Source organism: Nonomuraea sp. NPDC049784 (assembly GCF_040659615.1).
In the GTDB taxonomy this organism is placed as follows: domain Bacteria; phylum Actinomycetota; class Actinomycetes; order Streptosporangiales; family Streptosporangiaceae; genus Nonomuraea.
Genome location: NZ_JBFAMX010000322.1, coordinates 1 through 11,147, shown reverse-complemented (window position 1 = coordinate 11,147; position 11,147 = coordinate 1). Strand labels below are relative to the sequence as shown.

Below are 11,147 nucleotides of genomic sequence, written 5' to 3'. Positions count from 1 at the left end.
GGGGGCCGGCCGACGGCACGGCCCGGCCGGACCGAACGGACGAGTCGAAGACCGGCCGCGCGACGGAGGCGCTGTCGGGCGCGCAGGTCCTCATCGTCGACGACGATGTCCGCCTGGTCACAGCACTCACCCACGTCCTCGGACGGGCGGGGATGTCGGTGCTGCACGCCGCGAACGGCGCGGAGGGCATCGAGGCGCTCGCACGCCACCCGCAGGTGTCGCTCGTCCTGATGGACATCATGATGCCCGTGATGGATGGCTACGAGGCCATGCGGGCGATCCGCAGCGATCCCCGTCACGCGGATCTCCCGATCATCGCGCTCACCGCCAAGGTCATCGCCGGGGAGCGGGAGAAGGCGATCGCCGCGGGCGCCAACGAGTACGTGCATAAACCCGCCGATGTGAACCTGCTGCTCAGCGTCGCCCGGGACCTGCTGGATACGGACGGCGCCGAGGAGTAGCCACCTGCGGACCACCGAACCGGATCCGCGTGCTCACAGTGACTGAACGCCTGGCATGTGACTCCAGAGACCAGGGTGCGTACCCACGACGGATTCCCGCCGCTGACCTGCACACATGTGTGATGTGCCGGGCCGGGGCATCGATGAAGAATCCAACTCGGACCCTATAGCTCAGCTCCACAACCAGCAGAGCTTGGGCGAAATGAGGATGCCCCGTAATGGATCGCCTAACGAAGCTGCGCCAGTACGTCGACACACTCGGCACCCCGGGAACCGCGGACGGCGACGCGAACAGATGGCCCGTGCACGACGAATTCCTGACGTTTCCCGGCGAGGACGAGGTCACCCGGCTCACCCGGTCTGTCACCCGTTGTACGGGACGGCTGGAACAGGCGCTCCAGCAGCAGCGCCGGTTCGCGTCCGAAGTCTCGCATGAGCTGCGCAACCCCATCGCCGCCTTGCGCGTCCGCCTGGAGGAGGCGCAACTGCACCCACGCCAGACGCGCATGGACGACCTCATCGAGCAGGCGCTGGCCGACGTCGACCGGCTGGAGGCGATCGTCACCGACCTGCTCATGCTGTCCCGGATCGAGGCGACGGGCAGCAAGAGCACGTACAACGGTGCCAGGATGACGGAGGCCGTCGACCTGGCGGAGTTGGTGACCTCGGAGTCCTTCCGCCGGGTGGACCGGCTCGGCAACGAACTGCGGCTCGCGCCCGGGGTGATGGTCATGGGCATCCGCAACGAACTCGTCCGGGTGCTCACCAACCTTTTGGACAACGCCCATCGGCATGCGATGCGCGAGGTGGAGGTGGAGGTCAGGCGCAACGGAAACAGCGCCGAACTGATCGTCTCCGACGACGGCGACGGGATCGCTGAGGCCGACAGAAAACGGATCTTCGAGAGGTTCGTGCGGCTTGACGCCTCGTGCCAGCGCGACCGCGATGGCACCGGACTCGGCCTGGCGATCGCACGTGAGATTGCCCATGCCCATCACGGCACCATCGAGGCGGGCAGGTCTGCCAGCGGTGGGGCACGCTTCGTGCTCCGGCTCCCACTGGCCGACCACCTGGCGTTGTCCGGACAGGTCCCGCCGCATGATCGTGCGAATGGATCACGCTGAAGACCTGTGGGCCCTATGCGCCGCAATTCACGGGGCGGTCATCGGCGTGACGGGATCGCTGCGGTGAGCAGGGTGCCATGTCCGGCGGGGCTGTCGATCTCGAAGGTGCCGCCGAGCGCCTGGATTCGGTCGCTGAGCCCGATGAGTCCTGCGCCGTCGGTGGGATCGGCCCCGCCGATGCCATCGTCGCGGACCGCGACCCGGACCTCCGTGCCCTTCATGTGCAGTTCCACGCAGGCGAGGGAGGCGCGGGCGTGCTTGGCCACGTTGGTCAGCGCTTCGAAAACGATGTCATACACGATTGCCTCGACGCGCTCCGGTAGCCGGCCATCGACGGCCATGTCCAGCTCGACCGGGACGACCGAGCGGTGAGCGAGCATCGTCAGCGCGGGCTCGAGACCTCCCTTGGACAAGATGGCCGGGTGGATGCCGTGGGAGAGCTCCCGCAGCTCCTTGATGGCGAGCGCCGTGCCTTCGCCGATATGTTGAAGCCGTTCCCGCAGCTCGGTCAGGTCCTCCGGGACCAGGCTCTCCACGGCGCGAAGGGCGTGGCCGATCTCGATCAGACGCTGTCCGGCTCCGTCGTGCAGGTCGCGCTCGATCTGACGGCGGGTCTCGTCGGAGGCGGCGACCACGCGCGCCGTGGCCAACGCGCAGGCGCGACCAACTCGGTGAAGTCGAGCATGCGTTCCTCGACCGGCTGCTCGGCGGCCTCCAAGGCGCGGAAGAGTGCGATCATCACCCCCCACGCCTGACCCTCGACAGTAATCGGGATGCCGATGGCGGATACGACCCCAATGGCGCGGGACCAGTCGGCGAGCTGGCCGGCGATGCTCTCATTGATATGTATCCATTCCGGGTGCCCCGCCCGTGTCACCAGGCCGGCGATGCTGTGCTTCTGCAGCGGCCAACTCAACCCCACCGTCGGCATCTGGGCGGAGCTGTCCTTGGCCCAGACGCTGATCAGCACGATCGTGGGGCCGGTGTCGTAGCGTTCGAGGAGCGTGAAGTCGGCCTCGAGGATGTGGCCGACTTCGGCGGCGACGGCGTCGAAGATCTCCGAGGGCCGGACTCCGTGCGCCACCAGCGTGGCGACGCGCCGCAGCGCTGCCTGCTCCTCGGCGAACCGGCGCAACTCGTCGCGGCTCGTCTCCAGCGCCCGGCTGATGGCCTCTCGCTCGTGGGCCGCATGCAGCAACGCCTCCAGCGAGGGCACCACGCGTTCGTTCAGCCGACGCGTCATGCCCTCCGGGAGTTCCTTCGGCACGGTCAGCGTGCCGAGCCGGTTGCCACTGACCGTCAGCGGCAGCGCCACGTGCTGCCCATCGCCTGCCACCGTCGCGGTCTCGATTGAGAGAGACGGCAGGCCCAGGGCACGGCCCAGTTGCTGACCGGCCACCGGCAGCGCCGACCGCAGGTGCTCGGTGCGCAGCAGCAGCCTGGCCATCCGCGCGTCCAGGTCGGCGTCGCTGCGCCGCGCCTCAGCCTCGACGACCAGAGACCGCATCAATGCCGCGCCCCAGCCGACCAGCAGCGCCACAGCGAGAAAGATGACCAGCGGTATCCAGCCCCAGATCGTGAAGGCGCCGATGGGAGGAAGCAAGAAGTAGTCGAGGATGACGCCGCTGGCGATGGCGGCCAGAACGCCCAGCACCGGGCCGCACAGGAACGACACCACAAGAACGCCGAGAAGGTAGACCGGACCCACAGCGCTTGCCGGGACGTGGCGCGCCAGAGAGTAGCCCAACAACGTTTCGGCTGCGACGATCGATGCACTGACGAGAATTCCCATGGGCAGGGACAACCGCGTCGGGCGCAGCAGCAGCGGTGCGATACGCCCCTCCATGTTTTCAGGCTACTCATGGAGGACAAAGCTGCCGCAAAGGTCCAGCGATATATCCTCAGTCACTCGTACGGTCGGAAGATAGTGATCCTCGTACCGGCCAGATTTTCCTCGATCGACAGGTTTCGGGATGCGAATTATTGACGCTCGAGGAACTGCGTGGTCCGGACCACCTCCGAGCGAATCACGTCCAGGGCGCCGGCACCGGCCTGGACCGGCACCGCTGCGGACGCCGGTCGCCGCCGTCGAGTTTGGGAGCCTGAAGGAGTCGGCACACCCAGGCTCTGGTGTCCTGAGAGGGCCCGGCCGCGGGCATGAAGAACCCCCGGGCGGTAAGCCCGGGGGTTTCACCGTGAGAAGAGGTCAGGCGCTCTTACGACGCTGGGCCCGCAATACCGCGAGCCGCTCGTTGAGCACCTCCTCAAGATCTTCGATGGACCGCCGCTCCAGGAGCATGTCCCAGTGTGTCCGCGGGGGCTTCACCTTCTTGGACTCCGGCTGCTCGCCGTCCACTCGTACCGCGGTCGCGCCGCACATGCGGCACTCCCAGGTCGCTGGGATTTCAGCCTCGGCTGCAAGCGGAACCTCGAAGCGATGGCCCTTAGGACAGGTGTAGGACACCTCCTGGCGCGGGGCCAGATCCGTGTTACGGTCGTTCTCGTAGCTGGTTGCCCCGAGCCGGGTGCCACGAAGCGCGCGCTCGCCCATGTCTAAATGCCTCCTACAGGGCCCCCTTGCGTGGGGGGTCTGTCTCCCACGGTGTCTAACGCTTGGTACCGTGATGGGATTCCCACCCGCGGGGTGATCCAATCGCGCTTGGGGCGTCGGGTCTTCACGCCTTCACCGATCGGGCCCGCGTCCGGGCCGTGACCAGGGCCGCCGCCAGCCAGAGCCCGCCGATCATCACCAGGACGCCGTGCGCGACACGCAGCGGGTACGGGCCGAAGAACTGCGGGATGAACAGCACGAACCCCAACGCCAGCGCCATCCCACTCCACTTGGGCAGCGTGCCGGACCGCCATACGGAGATCGCGGCCATGACCGTGCCGGCGCCGAGCAACAAGAGCCCGGCGGCGAACATGCTGATCGCCACGGGCCCGTACCTGAACTCCTCGACCAGCTCCATCAGCGCGGGCGCCTGGTCGCTGAGCGAGCGCCGGGCGATCACGTTCAGGCCGAAGTCCTCGGCGCCGTAGTACGGGAGGGTCAGGCCCGCGCCCACCCAGGTCACCGCCGCGGCGCGCAGCGAGAGGCGGTCGCCGAGCACCTGGTGCAGCCCGAGCACGGCCAGGCCGAGCAGCACGAACCCGAACATGGCGGCCAGGTGCCCCGCGACCCACGCGGTGGAGGCGATCGTCGCGGCGTCGTCGGCGGAGGGGCGGATCGCGGGATACAGGAGGAAGAGGATCCCGCCGGCGGCGAAGGCTGCGGGGGTGAGTCTGGGGGCCATCAGTGCTCCTTGAAGAGGGCAACGCTCTTATGCGAGAGCAATGCTCTCGCCTGGTGATCCTGATGTCAAGAGCGGTGCTCTCTCTTCGGAGCAGTGAGTTGGGTTATCGGGGGCGCCGGCGGGTCAGAAGGGGCACCAGGGTCCTGTCGCCGAGGCGGGTCATCGCTGCCAGCGGCTTGACGGCGGCGCCCACCAGCCAGGGAAGGCCCGGCGTGCCGGTGGCCCGGGCGAGGCCGGGGCCGAGTGCGGCCATCATCGCCGTCAGTCCGGGCAGGGGGCGGATCCACATGGTGACCTCCTTGATCAGTCCGTCCTCGCCCACCTCGACCAGGGTCGCCTCGTGGATCTCCTGACGGCCCAGCCGGGCGGTCGCGGTCAGGGTCCGCGTGCGTTCGTCGCCGATGTCGTTCTGGTAGCGCAGCTCGGACAGAACGCCGAACACGACCGTGAACAGCTCCCGCACCTGCTCTTTGCCCCTGAAACCGGCTGTGGCGCTGAGGGGTGAGTGGAAGACCACGTCGTCGGCGAGCGTGGCGATGAGGGCGTCGACGTCATGCGCCTCGCCGGCCTCGCGGTACGCCCTGGCGGGTGAGTCCTGAATGTGAACTGTCATGAGTTCACTTTATCAACCCACTATCCTGGGTGCATGAACAGGTTCGGTGAGATGCACTGCTCCATCGCCCAGGCCGTCGGCGTGGTCGCCGAGCCGTGGACGCCGCTGATCCTGCGCGACCTGTTCCTGGGGCTGCGCAGGTTCGACGATCTGGCGGAGGACCTCGGGATCTCGCGCAACCTTCTGACCCGCCGCCTGGAACACCTGGTCGGGGCCGGGGTCGTGGAGAAGCGGCCGTACCAGGAGCGTCCGGTGCGTTACGAGTACGTCCTCACCGAGGCGGGCCGCGACATCGTGCCCGCCCTGCTGACGTTGATGGCCTGGGGGGATCGCTGGTCGACGCCGCCTGGGGGCCCGCCCGCGCTCCTGGTGCACTCCTGCGGCGAGCGCTTCACCCCCGTGGTCACCTGCCCGCACTGCGGCGGCGAGGCCACGGCTGAGACGGTGACGGCCGTAGGCGGCCCGGGCGCGGCCCAGGGCCCGGGCACCATGCTCCTCGCGGCGCCGTCCTGACTCGCCCGGCCCCCCGAGCCGGGCGAGGTGCCGTGGTCAGAGGCGGTCGGGGACCTCGTTGCCCGCCGCGCGGATGGCCTTGGGGAGGTTGGTCAGGGCCAGGAGGACGAAGCCGACGACGAAGAAGATGATCATGGAGACGATGGCGATGCGGTAGCTGTTGGTCAGCTGCAGCGCGATCGTCACCGTCAGGGAGCCGATGAACGCCGAGCCCTTGTCGCTGATCTGCAGCAGGCTGAAGTACTCGGCCTCCCGCCCCTTGGGGATCACCTGCGAGAACAGCGAGCGCGACAGCGCCTGAGTGCCGCCCAGCACGATCGCGATCGCGAACGCCATCAGGTAGAACTGCAGCTCCTGCCCCTCCGCCACGAACATCGCCGCCACCACGATCGCCGTCCACAGCACCAGGCTCGCCAGGACGGTGCGCTTGGTCCCGAAGCCGCGGGCCAGCCACCCCAGCAGCAGCGCCCCGAAGAAGGCCACGAACTGCACCATCAGGATCGCCGTGATCTGCACCGTCTTGTCCAGCTTCAGGGCCTCGGAGGCGAAGGCGGCGCTGTTGCCGATGACCGTCTGCACGCCGTCGTTGTAGACCAGGTACGCCACCAGGAACAGCAGCGTCAGCGGATAGCGGCGCAGCTCGGCCAGGGTGCGGCCGAGCTGGCGGAAGCTGCCGCGGACCGAGCTCATCGCCGTGCTCTCGTGGGCGGGCACGGGCCGGTTGCGCAGCCGCAGCAGCGGGATGATCGTGAAGATCGCCCACCACAGGCCCGCCGACATCATGCTGATGCGCACCGCCATGCCCTCGCCCAGGCCCAGGCTCTCGTGCTGCAGATAGAGGACGAGGTTGAGCGCCAGCAGCAGGCCGCCGCCCAGGTAGCCGATGGCCCAGCCGCGCGAGGACACCCCGTCGCGCTCCTCGGGCGTGGAGATCTGCGGCAGGAACGAGTCGTAGACCACGACCGAGGAGCCGTACGCGAGGTTGGCCAGGATGAACAGCACCCCGCCCAGCATGTAGCGGTCGCCCTCGACGAAGTACAGGCCCATCGTGGCCAGCGCCCCGACGTAGGCGAAGCCGCCGAGCAGCTCCCGCTTGCGGCCGGTGTGGTCCGCCAAGGCGCCCACCACGGGCAGCGCGAAGATCTGCAGCAACACCGCGACGGTCAGCGTCAGCCCGAAGAACGCGGCCGGCCTGATGTCGGCGCCCAGTACGTCGACGTATCCCAGGCCGGGGTTCGCGGCGGCCAGCTTGTCGAAGTCGGCCACACACGTGTCGGACGCGACGGTGGGGAGGTCCTTGGCGCAGGCCGCGGTCTTGGCGACCGGGATGAGGTACGGGCCGAGGAAGACCGAGATGATCGTGGTGTAGAAGGCGGAGTTGGCCCAGTCGTAGAAGTACCAGCCGCGCTGCTCGCGCCTGCGCGCTGCGGGGGAGTCGTCGAGGGCCGCGGGGGGTGCGGGTACGGGCATGGCGTCGGGTCGCTCCTATGCGCCCGGGAGGGACCGGGCTACGGGCTTGTGGGGGATACCTACGCGGCCAGGCTGCCGGGATGCCACTGGCCGCGGCGCTCCAGCACGCCGCGCAGGGCCGTGACGTTGTCGGTCATGATGCCGTCCACGCCCAGGTCGAGCAGGCGCTCCATGCGGGCGGGGTCGTTGACGGTCCATACGTGCACCTGCATGCCGATGGCGTGCGCCGTACGCACCAGGCGTCGTGTGGTCACGCGCAGGCCGCGGAAGCCCACCGGCACCTGCGCGCACGGGACGCCGGAGCGTGACAGGCGGGCCAGCAGGCGGCCGTAGCCGGAGGTGGACGCGGCGGCCCGCAGCGCGGCGACGCCGCGCGGGCCGAGCGCCGAGCACACCTCCTTGCCCAGCGCGGCCCTGGCCAGCACCAGGCGCTCGTCGGAGAAGGAGGTCAGGCAGATCCGGTCATAGGCGTTGGTGCGCCGGATCGTCTCCGCCAGCGGGGCGATGGCGGCCGCCTCCTTGACGTCGATGTTGAACCGGACCTCCGGCCAGGTGCCCAGCAGGTCCTCCAGCAGCGGGATCTCGTGGACCCCGGCGATGCGGGCCTGCCTGACCGCCCGGTAGGGCAGCTCCGAGATGCGGCCACGCTGGTCGGTCACCCGGTCGAGCGTGTGGTCGTGGAAGGCGAGCAGCACGCCGTCGGAGGTGGCGTGCGCGTCGGTCTCCAGATAGGTGTAGCCGAGCCCGACCGCCCGCTCGAAGGCCGCGACGGAGTTCTCCGCGCCCTCGGCGGCGCCTCCGCGGTGGGCGAAGGCCAGCGGGCCCGGATGGTCGAGAAAGGCGAATCGACGGCTCAGCACGTCCTGAGTATGCCTTCCGTGGGTGAACGGTTCGGTTACGGTTCGGGGAGATTCTCCCACTCTTGGCGGCGGGCCTCGGCCAGTGCGATGGCGGCGGCCACCGCCACGTTGAACGAGCCCACCCGCCCCACCTGCGGGATGTAGCAGACACCGTCCACGGCCTCGAGCAGGGCGGGGGAGCAGCCGTGGTCCTCGCTGCCGACCACCAGGCAAACGTCGCGGGCCAGGCCGGCCCGGTGCAGCGGCACGGCCTCCGCGGTCAGCTCGATGGCCAGCACCGCGTACCCCTCCTCCTTGGCGGCCTTGACCGCCTCGGTGGCCAGGACCGGCTCATGCCAGGTGACCAGGCGTTCGGTGCCGAGCGCGGTCTTGCCCGCCTTGGGGTTGGTGGGAGGGGTGGCGTTGCCTGCGAGCCAGATCTCGTCCACGCCGAACGCGGCCGCGCTGCGGAAGATCGAGCCGATGTTGAACGGCCCCGTGACCGACTCGATGATCAGGCCGAGGCGGTTTCCGGTGTTCCTGCGCCAGGTGCGGTTGAGCCGCTTGACGTCGGTGGGGCGCAGTTGCCTTCTCATCGGGTCACCTTCAGGATGCGGTAGGCGGCCCGGCTGGCCTCGCGCGAGGCCTGCCAGCCCTGCTCGCCTAGCCAGCGCTGCAGGGAGTCCGAGCCGAGGTGTTTCTGGACGACCAGGTAGGCCACGCCGTCGGGCGTGAGCCTTGTCAGCCACCTGGTGAGCATCTCGTGCAGAGCCTGCTTCCCTATACGGATCGCAGGATTAGACCAGATTGCCCGAAATTTCACATCACCTGGAACTTCATCGACATGCACTGACCTTACTTTGTAAAGGCGGGCGGCTTCGGCATTCCGGGCGGTCAACTCCAGGCTGCGCCGGTTCACATCGACGGCCCACACCGTCGCCTCGGGCGCCCGGGAAGCCATGGTCAGCGCGATCGGCCCGTACCCGCAGCCCAGGTCGAGCAGGTCGCCCTCCTGCGGGGGCGGCGGAACGCTCTCCAGCAGGATGCGCGTGCCCACGTCGACCCGCTCCGGCGAGAACACGCCGCTGTCGGTCTCCAGCCGCAGGTGCAGATCGGGCAGGACCAGGTCGACCGATCCCGGCCTGCTCGCGGTCTTCGGCTGCTCGGAGAAGTAGTGGGCCACGTAGCAAAACGTTACCGGACCGCCCCAGGACCCCCGCCCACGCCGTGGTGGTCAGAGGGCGTGCTCCAGGTCCGTGAGGTGGTCCTCCGTCATCGGGGCGCGTCCCGTCTCGACGTCGGCCAGGCGGGCGAGCATGGCGCGGAGCAGCGGGACCGCGATCCCGTCCGCCTCCGCCCGCGCGAGCACGGGCCGGTAGTGCTCGTGCACCTCCACGGGCCGGTGCCGGACGGCGATGTCGCGCCAGATGCCGCTGCGGTCCTTCGGCTGGGTACGCAGCCACGCGGTCAGCCGGTCCGTGGCCGACTTCCGCGCATCCTCCGAGGCGCCGGGGAGATAGGCGGCGGGCGAGAACGCGTCGAACGGCTCCAGCCGGAGCCCTCGGGCCACCGCGAACACCTGGCCCACCAGCCCGTACATCAACGGCCTGTGCCGGTCGATCAGGTCGGCCATGGGAGCGTCGGCCAGCGCGGTCGCGCTGAGCATGGCGCCGAAGCCCAGCTTGGCCCACAGGTACCCGCTGACGTTCGAGGTGGCCGTGGCCCCGAGCCCGGACAGGCCGGCCACCAGCTCGGAGACCCGGGCGCTGGGGGCGCCGCTCAGCTCGCCCACCACGAACGCGCCCGGCCCGCCGTCCCGGATGACCCCCGGCTCGACCACGTCGGCGAACAGGTTGACGAACGCCCCCACGACCCGCGACTCGCCCACGTAGGAGGCGATGAGCGGCTCGTTGAGCCCGTTCTGCACCGACACGACGTACCCGTCGGGGGCGAGCCGGGGCGCGATCCAGGCGGAGGCCTGGTCGGTGGCCTGGGCCTTGACGCACAGCAGCACCCGCCGCAGCGGCCCGTCCACCTCCTCCGGGGTGGCCGCGCGCACCGGGACGCTCTCGGAGGCGCCGGAAGGGCGGTGCAGCACCACTCCGGAGCGCCGGATGGCGGCGACGTGGGCGGGGTCGGCGTCCACGAGCAGCACGTCGTGCCCGGCCCGCGCCAGGTGGAACGCGACGGTGCCGCCGATGGCCCCGCCGCCGACGATGGTGTGAGTCATGCGCGCTGTACCTCGCTCGTTCCGTTCCAGTGCAGGGGCAGGGCGGTCGTGCCCGCCGCGGCCCCTCCGTCGACCCGCAGCACCGCGCCCGTCACCCACGCGGCCTCCTCGCCGGCCAGCCAGCGAACGGCCGCTGCGACGTCCGGCGGGAGCCCGCGCCGGCCCAGGGGGTTGGCCGAGACGGCGGCGGCGTACTCCTCGGTGACGGGGTTGGCCGGGCTGTCCACGGTGACGAAGCCGGGGCTGACCGCGTTGACGCGGATGCCGAGGGGGCCGAGCTCGACGGCGGCCGCCTTGGTCAGCATCTCCAGCGCGGCCTTGGACGTGCAGTAGTGCGCCGCGCCGGGGCGGGCGCGCAGGGCGGCGCCGGAGGCGATGTTCACTACGGACCCGGTGCGGCCGCTCGCCGCGCAGGCCCGCCCGAAGGCCGCCGTGATCAGCATGGGCGCGCGTACGTTGACGTCCTGCACCCGGTCCCACTGGGTCGCGGTCATCTCCAGGAACGGCGTCGCCGGGTAGATGCCGGCGGCGTTGACCACCACGTCCACCGGGCCGTACTCCTGCCAGGCCCGATCCACCAGGCCCGCGGCGGCCTCCGCGTCGG

At 69.9% G+C, this 11,147-nt stretch carries 14 protein-coding genes; 3 read left to right on the top strand and 11 right to left on the bottom strand.

Going from position 1 to position 11,147, the window contains the following annotated elements; genetic code table 11:
* Together AB0J09_RS40750 and AB0J09_RS40745 are read left to right on the top strand one after the other, a co-directional pair.
* Window positions 1–461: response regulator (locus tag AB0J09_RS40750; RefSeq protein WP_360703282.1), on the top strand; the 461-nt coding region annotated here is incomplete at its 5' end.
* Between the two features lie 218 nt (window positions 462–679).
* Complete coding sequence (locus tag AB0J09_RS40745; RefSeq protein ID WP_360703279.1) at window positions 680–1,585, top strand: HAMP domain-containing sensor histidine kinase; 906 nt, start codon at window positions 680–682, stop codon at window positions 1,583–1,585.
* A 38-nt stretch (window positions 1,586–1,623) separates the two neighbouring features.
* Here the strand turns inward: AB0J09_RS40745 and AB0J09_RS40740 are convergent, their stop codons facing one another.
* The 5 genes from AB0J09_RS40740 to AB0J09_RS40720 all read right to left on the bottom strand — a co-directional run bounded on the left by AB0J09_RS40740 (window position 1,624) and on the right by AB0J09_RS40720 (window position 5,491).
* Complete coding sequence (locus tag AB0J09_RS40740; protein WP_360703276.1) at window positions 1,624–2,235, bottom strand: histidine kinase; 612 nt, start codon at window positions 2,233–2,235, stop codon at window positions 1,624–1,626.
* On the bottom strand, window positions 2,148–3,431 hold the full coding sequence (locus AB0J09_RS40735; RefSeq protein WP_360703273.1) for a DUF4118 domain-containing protein: 1,284 nt from the start codon (window positions 3,429–3,431) through the stop codon (window positions 2,148–2,150). The genes AB0J09_RS40740 and AB0J09_RS40735 overlap by 88 nt, the downstream gene beginning before the upstream one ends.
* Window positions 3,432–3,791: 360 nt before the next feature.
* Entirely contained in the window at window positions 3,792–4,136 is a 345-nt protein-coding gene (locus tag AB0J09_RS40730) for an RNA polymerase-binding protein RbpA (protein WP_185074387.1), read from the bottom strand.
* A 124-nt stretch (window positions 4,137–4,260) separates the two neighbouring features.
* A complete protein-coding gene (locus AB0J09_RS40725) occupies window positions 4,261–4,878 on the bottom strand; it encodes a hypothetical protein (RefSeq protein WP_360703269.1) in 618 nt (205 codons plus the stop codon).
* 103 nt (window positions 4,879–4,981) lie between these two features.
* Window positions 4,982–5,491: a nuclear transport factor 2 family protein gene (locus AB0J09_RS40720; protein WP_360703266.1), complete on the bottom strand. Its 510-nt coding sequence runs from the start codon at window positions 5,489–5,491 to the stop codon at window positions 4,982–4,984.
* A gap of 33 nt (window positions 5,492–5,524) precedes the next feature.
* Between AB0J09_RS40720 and AB0J09_RS40715 the strand changes: the two genes are divergently transcribed.
* Window positions 5,525–6,004, top strand: coding sequence for a winged helix-turn-helix transcriptional regulator (locus AB0J09_RS40715; RefSeq protein ID WP_360703264.1), 480 nt, complete (start codon window positions 5,525–5,527; stop codon window positions 6,002–6,004).
* Between the two features lie 36 nt (window positions 6,005–6,040).
* On the opposite strand, the gene AB0J09_RS40710 is transcribed toward AB0J09_RS40715, so the two are convergent.
* From AB0J09_RS40710 to AB0J09_RS40685, 6 genes are all read right to left on the bottom strand, one after another.
* Complete coding sequence (locus AB0J09_RS40710) at window positions 6,041–7,474, bottom strand: MFS transporter (RefSeq protein WP_360703261.1); 1,434 nt, start codon at window positions 7,472–7,474, stop codon at window positions 6,041–6,043.
* A 59-nt stretch (window positions 7,475–7,533) separates the two neighbouring features.
* The gene (locus AB0J09_RS40705) at window positions 7,534–8,331 is read right to left on the bottom strand and encodes a glycerophosphodiester phosphodiesterase (protein WP_360703284.1); all 798 of its coding nucleotides are present in this window, start codon (window positions 8,329–8,331) and stop codon (window positions 7,534–7,536) included.
* Window positions 8,332–8,369: 38 nt separating this feature from the next.
* Entirely contained in the window at window positions 8,370–8,909 is a 540-nt protein-coding gene (locus tag AB0J09_RS40700; protein ID WP_360703258.1) for a TrmH family RNA methyltransferase, read from the bottom strand.
* Window positions 8,906–9,496: a methyltransferase gene (locus tag AB0J09_RS40695; RefSeq protein WP_360703255.1), complete on the bottom strand. Its 591-nt coding sequence runs from the start codon at window positions 9,494–9,496 to the stop codon at window positions 8,906–8,908. The genes AB0J09_RS40700 and AB0J09_RS40695 overlap by 4 nt, the downstream gene beginning before the upstream one ends.
* 51 nt (window positions 9,497–9,547) lie before the next feature.
* Window positions 9,548–10,543: a 2-dehydropantoate 2-reductase gene (locus AB0J09_RS40690; RefSeq protein ID WP_360703252.1), complete on the bottom strand. Its 996-nt coding sequence runs from the start codon at window positions 10,541–10,543 to the stop codon at window positions 9,548–9,550.
* Window positions 10,540–11,147: SDR family oxidoreductase (locus AB0J09_RS40685; RefSeq protein WP_360703249.1), on the bottom strand; the 608-nt coding region annotated here is incomplete at its 5' end. The genes AB0J09_RS40690 and AB0J09_RS40685, both read right to left, overlap by 4 nt.

Bases quoted from the DNA above. Each gene is read 5' to 3' on its own strand.
- AB0J09_RS40720 (WP_360703266.1), bottom strand. From the start codon at position 5,491: ATGACAGTTCACATTCAGGACTCACCCGCCAGGGCGTACCGCGAGGCC.
- AB0J09_RS40745 (WP_360703279.1), top strand. From the start codon at position 680: ATGGATCGCCTAACGAAGCTGCGCCAGTACGTCGACACACTCGGCACC.
- AB0J09_RS40715 (WP_360703264.1), top strand. From the start codon at position 5,525: ATGAACAGGTTCGGTGAGATGCACTGCTCCATCGCCCAGGCCGTCGGC.
- AB0J09_RS40735 (WP_360703273.1), bottom strand. From the start codon at position 3,431: ATGGAGGGGCGTATCGCACCGCTGCTGCTGCGCCCGACGCGGTTGTCC.
- AB0J09_RS40725 (WP_360703269.1), bottom strand. From the start codon at position 4,878: ATGGCCCCCAGACTCACCCCCGCAGCCTTCGCCGCCGGCGGGATCCTC.
- AB0J09_RS40730 (WP_185074387.1), bottom strand. From the start codon at position 4,136: ATGGGCGAGCGCGCGCTTCGTGGCACCCGGCTCGGGGCAACCAGCTAC.
- AB0J09_RS40700 (WP_360703258.1), bottom strand. From the start codon at position 8,909: ATGAGAAGGCAACTGCGCCCCACCGACGTCAAGCGGCTCAACCGCACC.
- AB0J09_RS40710 (WP_360703261.1), bottom strand. From the start codon at position 7,474: ATGCCCGTACCCGCACCCCCCGCGGCCCTCGACGACTCCCCCGCAGCG.
- AB0J09_RS40690 (WP_360703252.1), bottom strand. From the start codon at position 10,543: ATGACTCACACCATCGTCGGCGGCGGGGCCATCGGCGGCACCGTCGCG.